This is a genomic window from Nostoc sp., from assembly GCF_036917815.1.
Taxonomy (GTDB): Bacteria; Cyanobacteriota; Cyanobacteriia; order Cyanobacteriales; family Nostocaceae; genus Nostoc.
Map to the genome: position 1 here is coordinate 63,481 of NZ_JBALEK010000010.1, position 20,603 is coordinate 84,083.

General features: G+C 41.7%; 14 protein-coding genes and 4 pseudogenes. 10 read left to right on the forward strand and 8 right to left on the reverse strand.

The window, feature by feature from the left end; genetic code table 11:
- Positions 1 to 139: 139 nt before the first annotated feature.
- The 3 genes from menA to V7K97_RS03170 are packed head-to-tail and all read left to right on the forward strand — an operon-like array spanning position 140 to position 3,433.
- Positions 140 to 1,036 carry a 2-carboxy-1,4-naphthoquinone phytyltransferase gene (menA, locus tag V7K97_RS03160; protein ID WP_334799247.1) on the forward strand — a complete coding sequence of 299 codons (897 nt, stop codon included), beginning with the start codon at positions 140 to 142 and terminating at the stop codon, positions 1,034 to 1,036.
- A gap of 40 nt (positions 1,037 to 1,076) precedes the next feature.
- On the forward strand, positions 1,077 to 2,063 hold the full coding sequence (locus V7K97_RS03165) for an o-succinylbenzoate synthase (RefSeq protein ID WP_334799248.1): 987 nt from the start codon (positions 1,077 to 1,079) through the stop codon (positions 2,061 to 2,063).
- The gene (locus tag V7K97_RS03170) at positions 2,048 to 3,433 is read left to right on the forward strand and encodes a 2-succinylbenzoate--CoA ligase (RefSeq protein WP_334799249.1); all 1,386 of its coding nucleotides are present in this window, start codon (positions 2,048 to 2,050) and stop codon (positions 3,431 to 3,433) included. Before V7K97_RS03165 ends, V7K97_RS03170 begins: the two co-directional genes overlap by 16 nt.
- Here the strand turns inward: V7K97_RS03170 and V7K97_RS03175 are convergent.
- Positions 3,426 to 3,872 carry an acyl-CoA thioesterase gene (locus tag V7K97_RS03175; protein ID WP_334799250.1) on the reverse strand — a complete coding sequence of 149 codons (447 nt, stop codon included), beginning with the start codon at positions 3,870 to 3,872 and terminating at the stop codon, positions 3,426 to 3,428. The two genes, V7K97_RS03170 and V7K97_RS03175, sit on opposite strands and share 8 nt — an antisense overlap.
- A 16-nt stretch (positions 3,873 to 3,888) precedes the next feature.
- Entirely contained in the window at positions 3,889 to 4,155 is a 267-nt protein-coding gene (locus V7K97_RS03180; protein WP_334799251.1) for a type II toxin-antitoxin system VapC family toxin, read from the reverse strand.
- Between V7K97_RS03180 and V7K97_RS03185 the strand changes: the two are divergent.
- From V7K97_RS03185 to V7K97_RS03210, 5 genes and pseudogenes are all read left to right on the forward strand, one after another.
- Positions 4,094 to 4,279: pseudogene (locus tag V7K97_RS03185) on the forward strand (HNH endonuclease); the annotation flags it as partial. The gene V7K97_RS03180 and the pseudogene V7K97_RS03185 sit on opposite strands and share 62 nt — an antisense overlap.
- A gap of 86 nt (positions 4,280 to 4,365) precedes the next feature.
- Positions 4,366 to 4,680 (forward strand): annotated as a pseudogene (locus V7K97_RS03190) (alpha/beta fold hydrolase); the annotation flags it as partial.
- Between the two features lie 160 nt (positions 4,681 to 4,840).
- Entirely contained in the window at positions 4,841 to 6,562 is a 1,722-nt protein-coding gene (locus V7K97_RS03195) for a serine/threonine-protein kinase (RefSeq protein WP_334799252.1), read from the forward strand.
- Between the two features lie 658 nt (positions 6,563 to 7,220).
- A pseudogene (locus V7K97_RS31890) lies at positions 7,221 to 7,898 on the forward strand (Rpn family recombination-promoting nuclease/putative transposase); the annotation flags it as partial.
- Between the two features lie 124 nt (positions 7,899 to 8,022).
- Positions 8,023 to 8,295, forward strand: a pseudogene (locus V7K97_RS03210) (transposase); the annotation flags it as partial.
- A gap of 5 nt (positions 8,296 to 8,300) precedes the next feature.
- Here V7K97_RS03210 and V7K97_RS03215 read toward each other — a convergent pair.
- From V7K97_RS03215 to V7K97_RS03230, 4 genes are all read right to left on the reverse strand, one after another.
- The gene (locus V7K97_RS03215) at positions 8,301 to 9,089 is read right to left on the reverse strand and encodes an ABC transporter permease (protein ID WP_334799253.1); all 789 of its coding nucleotides are present in this window, start codon (positions 9,087 to 9,089) and stop codon (positions 8,301 to 8,303) included.
- Positions 9,090 to 9,161: 72 nt separating this feature from the next.
- A complete protein-coding gene (locus tag V7K97_RS03220) occupies positions 9,162 to 10,142 on the reverse strand; it encodes an ABC transporter ATP-binding protein (protein WP_334799254.1) in 981 nt (326 codons plus the stop codon).
- A gap of 717 nt (positions 10,143 to 10,859) precedes the next feature.
- Positions 10,860 to 12,506 (reverse strand): ABC1 kinase family protein, encoded by a 1,647-nt coding sequence (locus V7K97_RS03225; protein ID WP_334799255.1) that lies wholly within the window; start codon positions 12,504 to 12,506, stop codon positions 10,860 to 10,862.
- A 175-nt stretch (positions 12,507 to 12,681) separates the two neighbouring features.
- Positions 12,682 to 13,746, reverse strand: a complete 1,065-nt coding sequence (locus tag V7K97_RS03230; protein WP_334799256.1) for a mannose-1-phosphate guanylyltransferase — start codon at positions 13,744 to 13,746, stop codon at positions 12,682 to 12,684.
- A 115-nt stretch (positions 13,747 to 13,861) separates the two neighbouring features.
- Here V7K97_RS03230 and V7K97_RS03235 point away from each other — a divergent pair, with 115 nt between their 5' ends.
- Both V7K97_RS03235 and V7K97_RS03240 read left to right on the forward strand, forming a co-directional pair.
- Positions 13,862 to 15,382: an LCP family protein gene (locus V7K97_RS03235; protein WP_334799257.1), complete on the forward strand. Its 1,521-nt coding sequence runs from the start codon at positions 13,862 to 13,864 to the stop codon at positions 15,380 to 15,382.
- A gap of 105 nt (positions 15,383 to 15,487) precedes the next feature.
- On the forward strand, positions 15,488 to 15,994 hold the full coding sequence (locus tag V7K97_RS03240) for a pentapeptide repeat-containing protein (RefSeq protein WP_334799258.1): 507 nt from the start codon (positions 15,488 to 15,490) through the stop codon (positions 15,992 to 15,994).
- Positions 15,995 to 16,521: 527 nt separating this feature from the next.
- Here V7K97_RS03240 and V7K97_RS03245 read toward each other — a convergent pair.
- Together V7K97_RS03245 and V7K97_RS03250 are read right to left on the reverse strand one after the other, a co-directional pair.
- Positions 16,522 to 16,677, reverse strand: coding sequence for a hypothetical protein (locus V7K97_RS03245; RefSeq protein WP_334799259.1), 156 nt, complete (start codon positions 16,675 to 16,677; stop codon positions 16,522 to 16,524).
- A 217-nt stretch (positions 16,678 to 16,894) separates the two neighbouring features.
- Positions 16,895 to 20,434 (reverse strand): GAF domain-containing protein, encoded by a 3,540-nt coding sequence (locus V7K97_RS03250; RefSeq protein ID WP_334799260.1) that lies wholly within the window; start codon positions 20,432 to 20,434, stop codon positions 16,895 to 16,897.
- Between the last annotated feature and the right edge of the window lie 169 nt (positions 20,435 to 20,603).

The following is a 20,603-nucleotide window of genomic DNA, read 5'->3' on the forward strand; positions in this document are numbered from 1 at the left end:
GGGTGGAGTGTTAACAACACCAGGTTAACGAGCCACACTAAAAGTGAGAGTTATTTTTAGCTCATGAATATCTAGCGTCTATTTAATTATAAAATCTTAAGTGTGAGTAATATTCCAGTAATTTAATTAATCACAACTGATGACTACCAAGCAAATTTTATATCCTAACAGTAAGTTATGGATGGCAGCGATTAAACCGCCAATGTATAGCGTTGCCATTATGCCCATTTGGGTAGGAACAGCAGTGGCATTTGCCGAAACTAAAACTTTCAATAGTGTAGTATTTTCTACTTTTGTAACTGCGGCAATCTTAATTCTTGCCTGGGAAAATATTAGTAATGATGTCTTTGATTCGGAAACAGGTATTGATCAAAATAAGCACCATTCTCTGGTGAACTTAACAGGCAATAAGCCATTAATATTTTGGATAGGAAATTTGTGTTTAGGTTTGGGGTTGCTGGGCATACTAGCGATCGCCTTTTGGCAACAAGACTTAACTGTGATCGGTATAATTTTGCTGTGCTGCGGTTTAGGCTACACGTACCAAGGTCCTCCCTTTCGCTTAGGATATCAGGGTTTAGGCGAGATTATTTGCTTTTTTGCCTTTGGTCCCTTAGCAGTGGAGGCAGCCTACTACAGCCAAACCCAAACTTGGTCAATAACGAGTTTAGCAGCTTCAGTGATTGTCGGCATTGCCACAACCTTAATTTTGTTTTGCTCACACTTTCACCAAGTTAAGGATGACATAGCCGCAGGTAAGCGATCGCCTATTGTCCGTCTGGGAACCCAAAAAGGTGCCCAACTCCTAGTTTGGTTCACGGGTAGTATTTATCCCCTCACCTTGCTATTTGTACTATTGGGAATTTCTCCAGTTTGGACATTGTTGAGTTGGGTGAGTTTACCCTTTGCTGTCAAATTATGCCGCCACGTCCAAGAAAATCACAACCAGCCGGATAAAGTTAGTAACTGTAAATTCATCGCTGTAGCTGTGCATTTCTGGGCTTGCTTGCTGTTGGGATTGGGATTTATGATTTAGCGCATTGGGCATGGGGCCTGGGGCATTGGAACAGAGGAAAATGACTAATGACTACAAATTGGAATTTCGTCCTTATCAGCGAAGATTTTTGCGATCGCTTACCACCAATCATGGTAAGTGGGATATTCGTGAAGGTATTATCCTCCGTCTTACCGATGAATCAGGTAAAGTCGGCTGGGGAGAAATCGCCCCCATTAGCTGGTTCGGTTCGGAAACCCTAGAACAAGCCTTAGATTTTTGTCGCCAACTCCCAGTGCAAATCACAGACGAGATAATTTTCTCCATCCCAGATGAGTTACCTGCTTGTCAATTTGGCTTTGAGTCAGCACAAGGGTGGGGGAGTGGGGGAGATAATTTTATAACTCCTAACTCCTCACTCCTCTTGTACAGCGCCTTGCTAGCATCAGGGGAAGCGGCTTTAAATCAATGGGAAACATTGTGGCAGCAAGGATATCGCACGTTTAAGTGGAAAATTGGTGTGGATGCGATCGCTCATGAACTAAAAATTTTTGAGTCACTGATACACACCTTACCAGCCTCTACGAAACTGCGATTAGATGCCAACGGTGGACTTAGCTATGAAGAAGCTAACTTATGGCTGTGGACTTGCGATAATCTCAAGGCAAATGGAGAACTACCCCTAGAAATTGAATTTATCGAACAACCGCTAGCTGTTGAGCAATTTCAGCAGATGTTGGAATTGAGTCTGAGTTATGAAACTGCGATCGCTTTAGATGAATCTGTCGCCACACTTAGGCAACTCGCTGCTTGTTATCAACAAGGTTGGCGAGGGATTTTTGTCATAAAGCCTGGGATAGTTGGATCACCATCTCGTCTGAGGAAGTTTTGCCACCAGCATCAAATTGATACTGTATTTTCATCAGTATTTGAAACTGCGATCGCTAGACTTGCAGCACTCCAGCTAGCAGCAGAATTATCCCGAAACAACAGGGCAATTGGTTTTGGCATCAACCATTTTTTTGAACAAGAAGAAACCTGGCTTCAAAGTTTATGGAAAGACCTTTAGACTGTCTTAATAACCTGATTCATGATGATTGGCTTATCGGTTACAACAGTCGTCACTTTCATCAAATAGCTCAAGAATTATATTTAGAACTAATACAATTATCAGCGTGTGGAACACCACCAAAAATCATCTTAGCTGAACGCGAGCCATTACGATTTTTAGCAAGCTTTATTGCAGCTTGTGCAGCCAACTGTCCAGTTTTTCTTTGTAACCCCGACTGGGGAATACAAGAATGGCAACAAGTATTTGATTTAGTACAGCCAGACATTATTTTGGGAAAACTCCCCCACTCCCCCACTCTCCCACTCCCCCACTCCCCACTCCCTACTCCCCACTCCCCACTGATTCTGATTCCCACAGGTGGTTCATCGGGACAAATTAAATTTGCCATCCACACTTGGGAAACTCTCGTAGCATCTGTACAAGGATTTACAGAATACTTTCAACTCAAGGAAGTCAATTCATTTTGTGTATTACCGCTATATCACGTTAGCGGTTTAATGCAATTTTTGCGCTCTTTCACCACTGAAAGTAAACTGGCTATTCTGCCATTCAAAGCAGTAGAAGCAGGTCAAATATTGAATATTAAACAATCAGAATTTTTCATATCTTTAGTACCAACGCAGTTACAACGACTCCTAGAAAATCCAGAATTAACTGAATGGCTCTCCCAATTTAATACTGTACTTCTGGGAGGTGCGCCAGCATGGAACGAACTACTAGAAAAAGCCAGATTTCATGGCATTCGGTTAGCGCTTACCTATGGTATGACAGAAACCGCATCTCAAATTGCTGCCCTAAAACCAGATGATTTTCTGAGTGGTAAAATTAGCAGTGGTCAAATTCTTCCCCATGCAAAAGTAACTATTCGCAATCAGGAAGGCGAAATTTTAAATTCCAATCAAATCGGAAATATCACCATTCATGCTAAATCTTTAGCCCTTGGTTACTATCCTATAACTAGAGAAAACCAAACTTATTTCCAAGTAGATGATTTAGGCTTTTTAGATGATGAAGGTCATTTAAACATAGTTGGACGTGACAGCGACAAAATTATTACAGGTGGCGAAAATATTTACCCAGCAGAGATTGAGTCCGCAATACAAGCAACTCAAATGGTTGCTGATATTTGTGTCATCGGCATTCCAGATAAACATTGGGGACAAGCCCTAACAGCAATTTACATTCCCAAACAATCAGATACCTCTGCCTTAAACATCCAAACCCTACTCAAAGACAGACTCAGCAAATTTAAAATCCCTAAATATTGGATTCCCCAGCAAAATTTACCCCGTAACTCTCAAGGTAAAATTAACCGCCAACAGTTACAGCAAATAGCCACAGAATTCCTTCAAAATTCCATCAAATAACTTCTCTAGACTTTCTTCTCTCTGCGCCCTCAGCGCCTCTGTGGTTCGTCTCCAACCACTGAACTATCTCATCAGGTAATTCCCGCTTACTTCTACTACTCACATCAATACAAACATGACGAGTAATAGCCTTAGCAACTACCACCTCACCCACAGTAATTTCATAAGTTATTTCAAACTTCTCAACACCTATTTTTTGGGGAATTAAGCTAATCAGCAACTTGTCCCCAACAAACATAGGGCGCAAAAAATCGACACTAGCATGAACAATGGGAAACCCCACAGATGGATTAATAAAAAAATCTTTGAGAATAATACTTGATGCTTCTAAAGATTCTTCATAAGCTTCATGGCAAATAGCCAAAACATTAGCAAAATAAACTACCCCAGCAGCATCAGTATCTTGAAAGCGAACCGTGCGGTTATAAGTAAAAGGCATTTTTGATAATTGAATATTAAATTGACTCCAACGGCGGAACCTCAAAGTCATTAAATGAGGAAACATTGTAAGACGAAGCGGCTATTGCTTTCACTAGCTTACCGTCGAGAGTCAGCAAAGTAGCACCTACCTGCTGTGAAAGTGCAACATAAGAGCCATCGTAGGCGGAGATTCCATAATTTAATGCGATCGCAACTGCATCCGCCATCAAGTCAGCCGTAGAGACGATTATTGCTCTTAAGAAGCAAAACCATAGATGTGCTTCCTGCGGGTTAAAGTTCATCGATGAAGAACGGGTTCACCTGCATCACATCGACGGAAATCACGCCAACTGGAAGAAGAATAATCTCGAAGCAATTCATCAGAGCTGCCACGATTACAAACACATGAGCAAAAGCGCAAGCTGAGAACATCGGAAGCTGGGTGCGATGAAAGTCGCACGCCCAGATTTAACTGAGAGGTGCGGGGAATAATATCCCCCATCGACTCAACCCAACAGCAAGTCTTCCAAGCAGGAATAGAACAAAAACCCGATGGCAGTTGGGGCAGCAAATTTACCATAGCCGCCCGCGACGGGATTTTCGAGGCAGTAATGCAAGTGCCTGGTTTTACAATTTTGCTTGACACCCCTGCCCTATTCGTCCAGCCAGAACAAGGACTGAATCGCCAAGATTGGCAAATCCAACCATACAAAACCCATCTTAAAAACTTACGTATCTGCCAAGTTCCCGGCAATCATTGGCCGTTTTTGACACAACCAGAGGCATTTAACCAAACTGTAGCAGGTTTCTTGGCAGAACACAGATAAAAAATCTCATGATTATTACACGGGATTATCATACAGCAACAGAAGAATTAATAGGGGTATTGGGCATTGGGCATGGGGCATTGGGCATTGGTTATTCTCCCTCGTCTCCCCCATCTCCCCCACTCCCTATTCCCCACTCCCTACTCCCCACTCACCATTCATGAGCCTTTGTATCAATCCCGTTTGCCCTAAACCAAATCACCCGAATAATCATCAAAACCGCTTTTGTCAAAGTTGTGGTTCCCATCTGGAATTGCTAGGGCGTTATCGGGTGGCGTGCCTGTTGAGTGAAAAAACAGGTTTTAGTAAAGTTTATGAGGCATACGAACAAGATACCCCCAAAATCCTCAAAATACTCAAAGAGAATTTATCAGGCGACGCCAAAGCAGTAGAACTATTTCAGCAAGAAGTAACCGTGTTGGGACAATTGAAGCATCCCGGCATTCCTAAAGAGGATAGTTACTTCCAGTATCAAACCCGAAATGGTTTAGTGTTGCATTGCATTGCAATGGAAAAAATCGAGGGCTATAACTTAGAAGAGTGGTTAAAACAGCAGAATCGCCCTATATCTCAAGAACAAGCCATAGACTGGTTAAGACAGTTGATAGAAATTTTGGATGTAGTGCATGGTAAAAAGTATCTACATCGAGATATTAAGCCATCTAACATCATGATTAGATCCCCCATTGAGAATGGTTGGGGAAAGCTAGTACTGATTGATTTTGGCACCGCCAGTGAAATTACTAAAACTTACCAAAACCAACTCAGCAACGGCGACAAGATGACAGCACTTATGTCATCTGGCTACAGCGCCGCAGAACAAATGAATGGTCAAGCAGCACCGCAATCAGATTTATTTGCTTTGGGACGCACCTTTATATTTTTGCTAACGGGATACCATCCTTTGGAAATGTATGATGTCCAGCACAATTTGCTGCACTGGCAGAACAATGCTATTGATATTTCACCCTTGCTGTTAAATTTCATTGATTGGCTAACAGCATCAGATATAGAAAAACGCCCTGCCAATACCCAGGAGATTTTGAATTACCTAGAAGAAATTGAAGCTCAACTTAGAGGAATCAATCATAAAGATCCTAATCCGCCAGAATTATCTCAAAGTGAACATTTAACTACGCCGATTAATAATAATTTATTATCTACACATAAGCAACCGGAAAAAGTGCCCCTAGTGGCATTTTTTGCAGCACTTCTACTGGCTTTAGGATTATTTAGCATCCTGGCTTTGACAGCGCAAACATCAGAAGTTTCTGGAATGTCAAATTACAAACAATATCCAATGAGAAAAGGCGGAATAGATTATTTCTCCTATCAAGAAGGCAGGGATAATCAGGGAAGGATAGCTAAGTTTAATATAGCAGTTTTATCACTAAAATATAAATGGCTTTTAGGTAGCAATTTTCAAATTAAAGATAATGATGAAATTATTAGTATTGACCTTTTGAAATTGAGCTTAGAACAAGAAAATATAGAGAAGATAATGGAAGCTCCTAGTGAGATTATCTCTTTAGGCACAGCTTCTTGTAAAGGTGATACAGCAGCTGAAGAACGTGTGGCTCTAGAACGTTCTCAACAAATACAACTTTTAGTGAAAAAATTATTTATTAATACACCAAGCGTCAAAAATTATCGCTTATTAAATTTGGGTCAATTTCAGCGCAGTAATTGTCAGGCAAATGAGGATGTAACTACATATCAAAGAAGTATTATAATTATTGGTGTTAAAAGAGAATCATCAGGTGTGATTATCGATGAGGCGCTACGGGATAGGTTAGAAAAAAAGCCTTTTGCTGATTTTAAACTAGAAGATTATTCTTTAGGTTCGGCACAGAAGTTTAAGACGATACCGAGCAATCTATAAAATCTCTAAGAGCATGTCTGAGAAGTATCAAATATTTGTTGATCCCCCCTAACCCCCCTTAAAAAAGCAGGGTGGTTTCATACGGAAAAAGAAAAATACATAAGTCTTGATTTCTCATGTATAACCATAGATTTTGACCCCTCTCCAAACCTCTCCCCGAAGCGGAGAGAGGCTTTAAAACCCAGTTTTAGTTTTTTTCTCTCGTTCTATGAAACCACCCTGCCTAACCCCCCTTAAAAAAGCAGGGCTGTTTCATTCGATCTCTTAGAGATTTTGTCAATAGTATAAGTCAGAAATTTGCTTGATTTGGTTATCGAAAAGATACCACCTCAACGAGTAAATTTCAGTGCGATGTCTACGACGGGCTACGCCTACGCGATTTTCTCGCCCAATCAGATTTTTTAGTCACCTGACTTTTTTGCTTGAAACGCTTGTAAATCAGAGCCTTTTAGGGAATGAATCAGCCCTGCCTTAAAAAAGGGGGAAATAAGAGTCTTAAAGTCCCCCTTTTTAAGGGGGATTTAGGGGGATCTCCAAGGGTTAGGTGTATACAAAAAAACTTTTCAGACATCCTCTAATACATCAGTGCATAGGCATAGCCCATCGTAGATATCGCCACTTTAGTCATAAACTACAACTATGGTCATCTACATTCCCTATGGCTAAAGCAGCAGATATTAGCACAAAGCGATTAATCAGCCTCGCACCAGAAAACTGGGTAAAATGGGTAACGCAAATTCCCAATATTGTAACTGGGGAAATTCTCAACTCCGAATTCCAGTGGATTAGCCGTGAAAGCGATGTATTAGTCCGCGCTACCAGTCCAAAATATGGCGAATTTCTTGTACTCAACGAGTTATAATTACGCTACAAACCGGAAATGCCCAAACGGATGCGGGCTTATACAGCACTAGCCGAAGAAAAGTACAATTTGCCCACCTATCCGGTACTAGTTAACATCCTCAAAGAAAGTGATATTGAAATACCCACTAGTAGTCCGTCAAGTTTAAATTGAGGGGTATTAATTTAGTTCGTAGTTGCGCTTTAGCGCTAAAGCGCAACTACGAACCCCTCAAAACTAGCTTGACAGACTACTAGCTATAAATCGGAATTTGCAGGTTTACAAGCGCGTCAAGACTACCGCGTTATCAACCTTTGGGAAGTCGATGTGGAAATTGTTTTTACTCAACCTGTTCCCTGCTTGCTTCCCTTTGTGCCAATTCTCAAGGGAGGTGCAGAAGAATCCACTGTGCAACGGGCATTGCAAATTCTTCGCGCTGATGAGCAATTGAGCCAGTTAGAAATTGTTATGGCTTTTTTTGCTACCTTCGTATTAGGGACTTCCAAATAAAAAAATACTCAAAAAACTGGCGAAAAAACTCTCTCCTCCTTATTCCTCTGTGTTCTCTGCGTCTCTGTGGTTCGTTTATTTGGATAATTTATTTCTTGGAAGTCCCTTAGACAGCGCTTTAGTTCAGCAAATCATGAGGTGGGATATGGCAGTGTTACGCGAATCTCCCTGGTATCAACAAATTTTCAGAGAAGGCGAACAACGTGGACGGCGAGAAGAGATACTGTCAGGTATTGAACTCGCTTTGGAGATAAAATTTGGCACTGAGGGATTGCAACTGATGCCAGAAATCTCTAAAATTTCAGATTTAGATAGATTAAAAGCAATTCAGCAGGGAATTAAAAGTGTGAATACTCTAGATAAATTACGGCAAATTATATAAATTGCTTATGCTCCCATCCCAGAGTACCGCTTTAAACCTGCACGCCAAAGAAAGCGATTCACACCCAAAAATACTAATATCCAACCTAGAATTGACCAAAATCCCCGTCCTATATCCACGGGTAGCCCTACCAAAAGACTCGCGGGAAAGTCAATTAAATAGGGAAAAGGCGTAAACATAACTATTTTCCGCACGGCTTCTGGAAAGACCTCTAAAGGTGCTATCAAACCAGATAAAAATAGATAAAATAACAACCAGAAATTTTCTAAAGCGCTAGCCCGCTCCGTCCAAAAAGCAAACATGGCAAAGGTGTACTGAATGGTAAATCGCAAAGCAAAAGCTAGCCCCACCGCCAATGTAAAGAGCAAAAATCTATCCCAACTAGGTACCCAAAAAGCTTGGGGATAGAGAATAAAAAATAATCCCACTAATAGAAAAGCAAAGCTTAAACGAGCAAATCTTTCAGAAATATGCCCCGCAACGTGATGCCATACTGGGTCGAGCGGTTGTAGTAACTTGGGTGAAAGCTTGCCTTCCACGACCTCCTTTTCAAAGTCCCAAATTACCCAAACAACTGTGAGTTGTCTGACAATAAAAACCGTGATGAAGTAACGGGCAAAATCCACAGGTGATAGCCCAAACTGTCCTCCTTGTGCCGCCTGTATCCAGGCACCCATAAGAATAATCGGCAAAGACCCAGCTAAAACCCATAAGATTAATTCTGCCCGATACTCAACCATATAGGCGTAGTATACTGACAGCAAAGTTAAGGCTTTTCTAATTATCCGCTTCATTTATTCAGTTCCCGCTACAAAAATTACCCAGAATTCTCCACTCTTGTACAGACGCGATTAATCGCGTCTGTACTACACAACACCTGCCTGAAAAACTCGTCCAATTACTTCTTCTACAGGCGGTTCGGTGACAGTTAAATCAATTACCTCCAAATCTGCCAAAATCTGAGATACTGTGCGGGTAAGCGCCTCTCGCTGTACCATAAAACGCACTGCTCGCCCTTCTAAGAGTTTCACGTCACCATAGGTCATAAGTTTTTCTATTGGTAGAGGTTGGGCTAACTCTATATAGACTTCTCGGTAAGGAGCAAAACTTTCCAGCAGTCCATTTAAGCTACCGTCATACATCAGCTTCCCCTCATGAATCAACAGCACCCGTTGACACAAAGCTGTGATGTCAGCCATGTAATGACTCGTCAACAGGACTGTAGCCTGATAACGCTGATTGTACTCGCGCAAGAATTCACGCACTGCTGCTTGAGCATTTACATCCAATCCCAGGGTTGGTTCATCTAGGAACAATACGTGGGGATGATGCAAAAGTGCTGCTAACAATTCTGCCTTCATCCGTTCACCCAAAGACAGTTTCCGCACTGGTTGGGTAAGTTTGCCTTCTAAGGAAAGCATCTCTGTTAATTCTCCTACCCGCCTCTGGAACTCTTTATCAGAGATGTTATAGACAGCAGCATTAATTTTCAAAGAATCGAGTGCTGGTAAGTCCCAAAGAAGCTGCTGCTTTTGCCCCATTACCAAGGTAATTTTTTGCAAAAATGCTTCTTTACGCTGAAACGGAACTTGTCCAGCTACTCTGACTTTACCGCTAGAGGGATGAATCAGCCCTGTGAGCATTTTGAGTGTGGTGGTTTTTCCAGCACCATTTGGGCCTAAAAATCCCACTATTTCACCAGGGGCAATTTCAAAGGAAACATCCTGAACTGCTTGAATTGAGCGGTAGGTGCGGCGAAAAAAGTGGGTAATTGTACCTTTAATTCCCGGATTTTTAACTGCTACTGGATAAGATTTACTTAGGTTTTCAGCAATGATGATTGACATATTTTTTAGATTAGAAGCACAGATGTAAGTAAGTGGGCAAGAATAAATCAAACTATTTTACGTAATATAAAATTAACTAAATAGTTTTTTAGTAAGGGCTGAAGCCCTTAAGAGGTTGTTTGAAAAGTAGTTAGGTGTGATTTTAGGCACTCGTTGATCCCCCCTAACCCACGCCAGTCGCTCTACTTGGGGAGACCCCAAGACCGCGCTGGCTCCCCTTAAAAAGCAGGGCTGATTCATTCCCTAAAAGACCTTAATTTACAAGCGTATCAGTCAAAAAAATCAGGTTTTTAAACACTCTAATTGGGTCAAAAACCAGGCGATCGCACTTAAATTTACCGATTGAAACAGTAATTTTTCGATTACCAACTCACTAAATTTTCTGGTTGATACTCTTGACAAAATTCTGATCTGAACGAATGAAACAGCCCTGCCTTAAAAAGGGGGGAACCGGAATCAAAGTACGCCTTTTTAAGGGGAGCCACTCTTGTTGCACGTGGCGTGGATTTAGGGGGATCTCCAAGGGTTAGGCGTATAAAAAAACTTTTCAAACAACCTCTAAGAGAGGGCTGAAGCCCTTACTACAAACCTTTAATTATTCACGCCTACTTACACAGGTAAACACACATAAATCATTGGCGTTTAGCGCTGTTTACAGGAGCAGTCATTCAATTTTAGATTTTTCCTTCAATCCAAAATTCAAAATCTAAAATGGTTTTACCGTAAACGTCCAGATCGCAGTGTACTGATAATTAACCACAAACCCAATAAACTAGCGACTGCAAACAGGATGGTACTTAAAAAAGATAGCTGAGTTGTCTGCGCTCTGGTGGAAATAATTGCTGCACCCATAATCAGCGAACCCACTAATATACTAAAAGATAGTCGGTTAGCGGCATCGTCCATAGTGCGTCGCACGCCATCTAACCCCCGCAGTGATAGATTCCACTGTAAGGTTTCTGAGGTAACTCGGTCTAATAACAGTTCGATTTGGCGGGGAGATTGGAGAGACAGACTTTTCAGATCCAAAGCTGTTCTCAGGAGCGATCGCACCGGATTATCCCCTATTAACTGACGGCGAAACAAGTCTGTAATTAATGGCTTGATTTCATCAATCAGATTAATCTCTGGGTTGAATGTCCGCGCCACACCCTCTAAGTTGGCTATGGTTTTGGCATACAAACCCATGTTGCTAGGTAGGCGTATTTTATTGTTGCGGGCAACTTGCAAAATTTCATAAATTATCTGACTGAAATTCATCTCAGTCAAGCTGACGTTGTAATACTTTCGTAGCATCCGGTCATAATCATTTTCCAGCCGCGACAAAATTACTGGTTGAGCCGAATCTGCTAGCTGCAAAGTTAACTGAGCGCATCTTTGAGCATCTAAATCAACGATCGCTAACAACATTTCTGTTAAAATCTGCTGTGTGCGGGGATCAAGTCTTCCCACCATGCCACAGTCTAAAAGGGCAACACGACCATCTTTGAGATAAAACAAGTTTCCTGGATGAGGATCAGCGTGAAAAAAGCCATCAATATATAGTTGTTGGAAAAATACCCGAAATAACAAAGTAGTTATTTCTTTACGCAGTACAGCAGGGTCTTTACCGTTGGTGTTACTATCCAAATCCGCCGACAAGAACGGCACCCCATCCAGCCATTCCATCACCAATAACTTTTCTGTGGTCAATTCCCAGTTGATTTCCGCAACTACTATTTGTGTGGGATCAAACCAACGACTTTTAGATAAGTTGCGCCGCAATTGGTCTGTAAAACCCGCTTCTCGTGTAAAATCTAACTCGGCTTCTAAGGCTTTGGTAAATTCTTCGGCGATGGATTTGATTTCGTAGGTTTGCCCAAACTCAGTCCGCGCCACTAAATCGGCAATACCTTGAATTAAAGCAATATCTTGGGCAATAGTCAGATCAATTCCCGGACGTTGCACTTTCAGAGCGACTTCTCGACCGTCTGCTAGTGTAGCTCGATGGGTCTGGGCAATTGATCCGGCGGCTACTGGGATGGGGTTAACTGTTTTAAAGGTTTCTGTTAATGGACGTTTTAATTCTTTGCGGAGGATTATTTCGATCTCTGACCAAGGAACTGCTGGTACTTCATCTTGAAGAGTTGACAGTTCTTCAATGTAGGCGGCGCTGAGTAAATCTGGACGGGTAGAGAGTAGCTGACCAAGTTTAACGTAAACTGGACCCAAGTCTACCAGGATATTTTTTAAAACCGCAGGTGTCGGTAGCTGGGGTTCATCAGCTTTGCCACCAGTAAGTAACCTTCGCATATAGTCCCAGCCATTGCGAAGGAAGACTTCAAGGATTTCTCGTTGACGGGGAACAGTTTGGGTCAGGAACATTTTGGGGAGTGGGGAGTGGGGAGTGGGGGAGATGGGGGAGTGGGGGAGATAGGGGAGTGGGGGAGATGGGGGAGAATTTTTCCAATGCCCCATGCCCAATGCCCCATGCCCAATGCCCAAAGTCAAGTTATAATGGAAAAATAGTCTTTTTCGCCTCTGCCAAGGGTTTTAAATTTTATAGCAGGTCGGTAAATCGGGAATCGCTTTGGAGAATTTTGAGGATCTGCTTGATTTCCTGGGTACGTTCTTTTTTAACAATAAGGGTGACATTGCGATCGCGCACAATCACCACGTCCTCTAAACCAATAGTAACAACTACATCCTCTGGATTTGAGGCATAAATAATCGCCCCCTGCGTGTCCAGCCCTACATGGGTAGCGAGTTCTACATTGGGAGTCTCTTCTGTCTTCAGTAAGCGTTCGATGGCATTCCAATCTCCTAAATCATCCCAACCAAAATCAACTGGCAAAACGTATGCTAGAGTTGTCTTTTCCATTAGCGCATAGTCTATACTCTTCTTAGGCAACTGGGGATAGATATCAGGGCCATGTTGTTCTAAAGGTTCGATAATTTCTGGCGCATGGCTATGTAGTTCTTTAAGAACAACCCCTGCCCGAAAAACGAACATTCCACTATTCCAGCTAAAACGTCCCGTAGATAAAAAAGTTTCTGCTGTTTCGCGGTTGGGCTTTTCAGTAAAGCGGTTGACGTGATAAGCTGGCAACTCATTAAAGCTACCTATCTTTTCACCTTGTTCAATGTAGCCGTAACCGGTTGATGGAAAAGTAGGCTTGATCCCCAGTGTAACGATCGCTGCTGTGCTTGTTGCCAGTTGCGTAGCCGCCCTTAATGTGTGTGCAAACGCCTCTTGGTCAGCAATCCAGTGGTCAGCAGGGAAAAAGCCAATCACAGCGTCTTCTCCATAGCGCTGTTTGATTTCTAAACTTGTCCAAGCAACGGCTGCGGCAGTGTCTCTTCCTTCCGACTCAATCAGTAAGTTTTCAACTGGTAGATCAGGTAATTGTTGTCGTACCCCTTCAGCTATCTGACTAGAAGTGATCACCCACAAGGTGTCCCAACTGCCTCCGAGTGCTAGTAAGCGATCGGCGGTTGCTTGTAATAGACTTCTAGAGCTACCATCAAGACTTAAAAATTGCTTGGGTCGGTCTTTGCGACTCAGGGGCCAAAAACGTTCACCTTTACCACCAGCAAGGATTACGGGGAACAATAAAGTATTCATGTTGTCATACACGCTTACCGAAGAACATTACAAGTTTACAGTGAGCTTTTCCACTGGCAATATTTGTAGCTTGGATTAACATACTTTTAGGGAGTGGTTGAGTGGGGAAATAATTGTGATAAAACAAATCGAATGGTCGGAAAATCCGGTTACATCTCAACAAGTAGTAGAGTTTGAAAATGAAGTGCGATCGCCGCAACTTCAACGAACGGAAAATCAAGTAACACCTGCACCAGTAGCCGATTCTGAGGAGGAGAATGTAGAACTAAACCAGCCAGCGAATCCAAACCGTAGCGTCGTCGAATCTGTGGGTGCGATTCCCAATCAGCTTTCTGAGAGACTGGGCTTAACCATGCCTCAATGGTTGCTGTGGATCACGACGATTGTCATCGGCGTTATCTTATCTGGGCTGCTGGTGTCAACGTTAGCGCTGTGGACTCCTTTGTGGAGCAATCTAGATCGAACAGATGAAGATTTAGGAACTGCTGGTAAAGACGAGCCAAAAATTCCACTACCAGGGGAATTATGGAGCAAACTCTCCCAGTACCAGCTTTCACGACCGATGAATATCTTAATCATGGGGATTGAACCAGTCAATGGTACTGTTGATGGCTCACCAGAAAGCTTTGCTGGCAAAAGCGACTCGATGCAGCTAGTACGGCTCGACCCTACTGAAAAATCTGCAAGGGTGCTTTCCATTCCCAGAGATACGATGATCGCCATCCCCGAAAAGGGAGAAAAGGGATTAACTAAGGTATCTGATGCCAATGCCAAAGGCGGACCAGTCTTGGCAGCACGGGTAGTCAGTCGTACCTTAAACAACGCCCCAATCGATCGCTACATCCGTATTTCTACCAGTGGTTTACGCCAGTTAGTCGATCAATTAGGCGGAGTAGAAGTCTTTGTTCCCCAATCAATGGAATATAAAGACTCCAGCAGTCGGCTATCGGTTAATTTAGTTAGTGGCTGGCAAACCCTCAACGGCGAACAAGCAGAACAGTTTGTCCGATTCCGCGAACCAGGTTTGGGAGATTTGTCAAGAGTGCAGCGTCAGCAAGCACTTATCGCAGCCCTGCTGCAACGCCTCAATAGTCCCACCGTTTTACCCAGGTTGCCTCAACTAACTCGCTTGATGCGAAAATACTTTGATACCAACCTGAAGATGGAAGAAATGATGGCGTTGGTAAACTTCGGCCTCAACTTAGATCGAGATAATTTCCAAATGACCGTGTTGCCTGGTACTTTTAGCCGTTTTAGCAAAGACCCTGATAGCTATTGGCTGAATATGACTGGACAACAGAGCCTGTTGAATGATTATGTTGGGGTAAATGTACCTGGTCTGAAGCCAGATATGCGTCAGGTTCCTAACCTCAAAATTGCTATTCAAAATGCTTCCAATCAACCTCAGCTAACTGAAAAAGTTATTGCTTATCTCAAACAGAAAGGCTTTACTAATATTTACAAAGTGCCTGATTGGCCAGATACCCAACGCCAAACTCAGATTGTTGTCGAAAAAGGCGATCGCCGAGTTGGAGTTGATTTGCAAAAAGTCTTAGGCTTGGGTCAAATCGAGGTGTCGGCCACTGGTGATTTAGAATCTGATCTGACAATCCGCATTGGTAAAGATTGGAAATAGTCATTAGTCATTAGTCATTGGTCATTGGTTAATGACAAAGAGAGAAGTTCTGAACGTCGGCTTCCGGCGCTTAGAACTTCTAGGACTACCGAAAAAAATAAAGTTATGAAAAAGATTTTACTCCGGTTTTTTGGTTTGATTGTGATTTTGACACTAGCATTTTTGTGGATAATACTTAATCCCAAGCCGGCTTTTGCTCAAGTCAACACAATCAATTACAACAATATAAATTTAGAAAATCGTGATTTTTCTCATGCTGATTTGGCGGGTGTGACTTTTGTAGCAGCAGAAATGCGGGGGATAAATTTCCAAGGTGCGAATTTAAGCAACGCAATTCTGACTAAGGGAGTTTTATTAAAGGCAAATTTGGAAGGTGCAAACTTGAGTGGCGCTTTAGTCGATCGCGCCACTATGGATAGTGCTAACCTGAAAAATGCCATTTTTACAGAAGCCACTTTGACGAGTAGCCGCTTTGACGATGCTGATGTTACTGGTGCTGATTTTACCGATGCTTTAATTGATCGCTATCAAGTCTCGCTATTGTGTGAAAGGGCTGATGGCATAAATCCGGTTACGGGTGTGTTAACGCGAGATAGTTTGGGTTGTCGATAGTAGGGTGTGTTAGTGCGGAGACACATGTACACTTTAGAATCAATCGTTAGGCTCGGCTTGCTGTAACGTACCCTACTAAACTAATTTGGCAGGTAATGCTTTATTTTCTCTTTTATAAAATCCGTGCTTCCAGAGTCAATGTTAGTATTTTTTGACTTAGCAATGTAATTTGCTACATCGGCCATACGAGCGTTCAATTTAGCTTTAAAATTACCATTAGCAATACAACATAAAACTTTATTGATTGCAAAAGGTATTTCTTCAATAAAATCAATATCTTCAACACATACTATAAGTTCATCTGTAAGTTCTCTGTCCGCACTAGTCCAATAAACAACAATTTTTACTTCTGACGAACTTGTGATAGAGTTATCTTCAATATGTAATTCATAATCACCAATACTATCAATTTGATTATCATCAATTGAATAAAACTTTACTGGAACATAAAAACTTAGTGTTCCATCTTCATCTACAAAGTTTACACTATAGCGGTTCCCATTCAGATGCGGTACAACATTATATCGCTAGGTGTAGGGGCACGGCAGTGCCGTGCCCTTACGGGTGTACCTAACTAGGTCGAGAAACGCTATATCTCCAGTTTCATCCTCAAACCAAGCATATTCAAAACCATAAAGGTTTAAGTGTTCAATAAGCTTTTGCTTAATTAATTCCTTAGACATGATTTAATTCTCCTTTGTTCACTATAAAATTATCAACGATTTTTGATATAAAATTTTCCATAGGGACATTATACCCCCGAAATTTGTATAAAAAACGTCATATTCAATTAATGATTGCAACACATCTTTGGGCAAAGACGCGATTCATCGCGTCTCTACAAATGGTCTATTTGTCGCATTATTTTTTCCAATTGGTATAATTATCGAAAATTCGCCTCTAATTACCGTTGGGAATTTTAATTAAAAACTCTGTTCCTTCTACTGGCGTGGAGGAACATTTAATCTGACCATGATGTTTTTCAACTATTATTTGATAGCTGATAGACAATCCTAAGCCTGTACCTTTACCTGGTGCTTTGGTAGTGAAGAAGGGGTCAAAAATGTGCGATCGCACTTCTTCTGTAATACCTAAGCCATTATCACCTATTCTAATTACAAATTGATTATTAACAACTTGTGTAGTAATCCAGATGGTCAAAGGAATCCTTGGGCATTTTTCTGCTGATTCCAAGTATTTATCCTGTATAAAATTGAACTTTTCTTCTAATGCATCAATGCTATTACTGAGGAGATTCATAAACACCTGATTTAGTTGCGCGGGATAGCATTCAAGCAAAGGTAAAGTACTATATTGTTTAATAATTTCAATGGGCGGTCGTTCATTATTGTTTTTCAAGCGATGCCCTAAAATCAGTAAAGTACTATCCAAGCCTTCATGAATATCTACTAGTTTCAATTCGGCCTCATCTGTACGAGAGAAGTTTCGTAGTGATAACACAATCTGACGAATACGCTGTGTTCCTACTTTCATGGACTCAAGGGTTTTGGGTAAATCTTCTATAATAAACTCCAAATCAACATTTTCAATTTTCTCTTGGAGAGTTGGCAATAGGGAAGAGTTTTGACGGTAATGCTTCACGACATTTAGCAGTTGTTGAGTATATTCATCTAAATGAACAAGATTGCCAAAAATAAAAGTGATAGGATTGTTGATTTCATGCGCCACTCCAGCAAGTAGTTGTCCTAAAGCTGCCATTTTTTCACCCTGAATTAATCGGCTTTGAGTCTGTTTTAATTCTTCCAGGGCTTGAGTAAGTTCTAAAGTTTGACGTTTAGTTTGTTCGAGTAATTCCGCTTGCTGAATCGCAATTCCAAATTGGACTCCGACTTGAGCCAGTAAATTGATTTCTTCCTCTTGCCAATAACGCGGTTGCGAATTTTGATAAGCAACTAATAATCCCCATAATTTTTCACCTTCCCGAATCGGAACAAAGGTTTCATTCCGGGGAAGTTGGTTATCGTCGTCTGTGTTCTCAGAAGTTTCTATAATCATTGGTGGAGTTTGTGTAACAGGTTTCCAGTCATCTTTAAAGGAATCTGCCACAAATTTACCACTCCAATCTGAGTTAAAGCGGTAGATTGCAACTCGCTCGACTTCGAGCAACTCTCGCACAGCGTGGGTAGTAGTTTTAAAAATAGTTTTAATATCAAGTGATTGGCGAATTTTATCAATGGTTGTAGCCAGCAATTCTTGCCGTTCCATTGCTTTCTGGCGTTCAGTAGCTTCTGTTAACTGGACAGCTTGCATTTGAACTTGTCTTAAATAAGAATCTTGTTTTAATGCAACTCCCAACTGCTCGGCAATTTGAGTAGCAAATTCAATTTCTGATGGTTGCCATTGACGAGGAGCATTGCATTGGTGAAGACAGAGTAATCCCCAAAGTTCACCTTCTTTTAAAAGTGGAGCGACCATATTAGCCCGGACTTGAAATTCTTCTAGTATTTGCACATAACAGTCTTGAAAATTTTCTTGATAAATGTCAGCGATCGCATTGACTCGACCTTGAGCATAAAGCGGTGTAAACATTTTACTAAAGCAGTGGTCATAAACTTTTTCTGCGATTACCGAATTCCAACCAGGAGCTACGTCTTCATAAACAAATTCTCCTTCCCAGTCTTGTTGAGGATTAAAGCGGAATACCCCTACTCGGTCGGCTTTCAGAAGTTGCCGCATTTCAGTAACACAAGTTTCAAAAATTGTGTTTAAATCTAAAGACTCGCGAATTCGGGTAATAATACTAGTTAATATTTTTTGTTGCTCTGCTTGATATCGGGCATCATGCAAGAGTTTGTTGTGTTCGAGAGCAACCCCTAAATTTACAGCAATTTGGCTGACAAATTCAATTTCCGAAGGCTGCCAAATTCGAGAATTGCTGCATTGATGAACACACAATAACCCCCATAATTTGCCTTGCTTCAATAGGGGAACCACGAGATTAGCCCGCACTTGAAATTTGCCCAGAATCGCAGCATGACATTCACTTAATCCAGCATCGTAAATATCTGCTACTGCTTGCACCCGACCTGCTTGATAATCAAGAGCAAACTGTTCGCCAAAACAGTGGTCGTAGACTTTAGCGGCGATTACTGAGTCCCATTCCGGTACAACATCCTCAGAAATAAATTCTCCTTCCCAATCTTTTTGAGGGTCAAAACAAAAGACTGCTACTCGATCTGTTTGCAGCATTTGTCGCACCTCGGTAACAGTAGTCTGGAAGATTGTATCTAAATCTAAAGACTCCCGAATTCGGGTAATGACGCTAGTTAATGTCTTTTGTTGCTCTGCTTGGTACTGAGCGGATGCCAGCAATTTATAATGTCGCAAGGCTACACCAATTTGTGTACCGATTTTGCTCAGTGATTCGACTTCATAAGATTGCCACTGTCTGGGTGAAGCATTTTGATAGGCAGCAATGATTCCCCAAAGTTGATCTCCTTGGAGAATGGGGGCAGTTGCAAAGGCTTTTGCCTGGAATTGCTCTAACAAAGTTATATGACAGTCTTTTAATTCGGCTTGATAAATGTCATTAACTGTAAATGTCTGGTTGTTAAGGTAACGTCCGCCTTGCGTCTGTTGTAAATAAGTATCAAAAACCGTCGTCTGAACGCCAACTAAGGGATTACAGCCTTCGGTAAATGATTCAGCAACAAAGTTACCACTCCAATCTGGATTGAAGCTAAAGATGGCGACTCGATCAGCTTGCAGCAGCTTGCGTATTTCTTGAGTTGTTATTTTAAAGACGGTTTCAATATCAATGGGTGAGCGAATTTCATCGACGATTTGAGCTATTACTTGGTCGCGTTGAGCCGTCTGAGCTAATTTTGCAGCTTGCAATTGGACTTCATGGAGATGCTTCGCTTGTTGAATGGCAACCGTCAGATGGTCAGCAATTTGACGAATAAACTCGATTTCCGATTCCTTCCAGTCACGAGGCTCACTGCACTGGTGAATGCAAAGCAATCCCCACAGTTCTTTCTGCCGCAATAGAGGGACAACTAGATTGGCCTGTACCTGAAATTTACTCAAAATTTCGGCATGACAATCACTCAGTCCTGCCTTATAAATATCTGCTACGGCTTGGACTCGACCTTGTTGATAACTGGCAGCAAATTGTTCTCCAAAACAGTGGTCATAAACTTTTACTGCTATTGCTGAGTTCCAGCCGGGTGCAACATCCTCAGAAACAAATTCTCCTTCCCAATCTTTTTCTAGGTCAAACTGAAAAACTGCTACACGGTCAGCATTTAGCAACTGACGCACTTGTGTAACGGTCGTTTGAAAAATTGTTTCTAAGTCAAGAGACTCGCGAATGCGGACAATTACACTAGCTAGAGCCTTTTGTTTGTCTAGTTGCTCTTGAAGTTGAGCGCTTGACAAGAGAAGTTGATTTTCCGTGAAATTTGAATTTGGTTCCATTGCTCTGGATTATGTCGTTTTTATATATAGTTCCCATTTCTGGATCTATCCAATGGGTTAAAAATAATTTTGGCTACACAACAGAGCAAATGACCAAGTTAGCGTTGTCGGGATAAATCAGCAAAGCCATTGAGTTGGTAGCGATCGCATTGTCCCTAAGACCGCGATA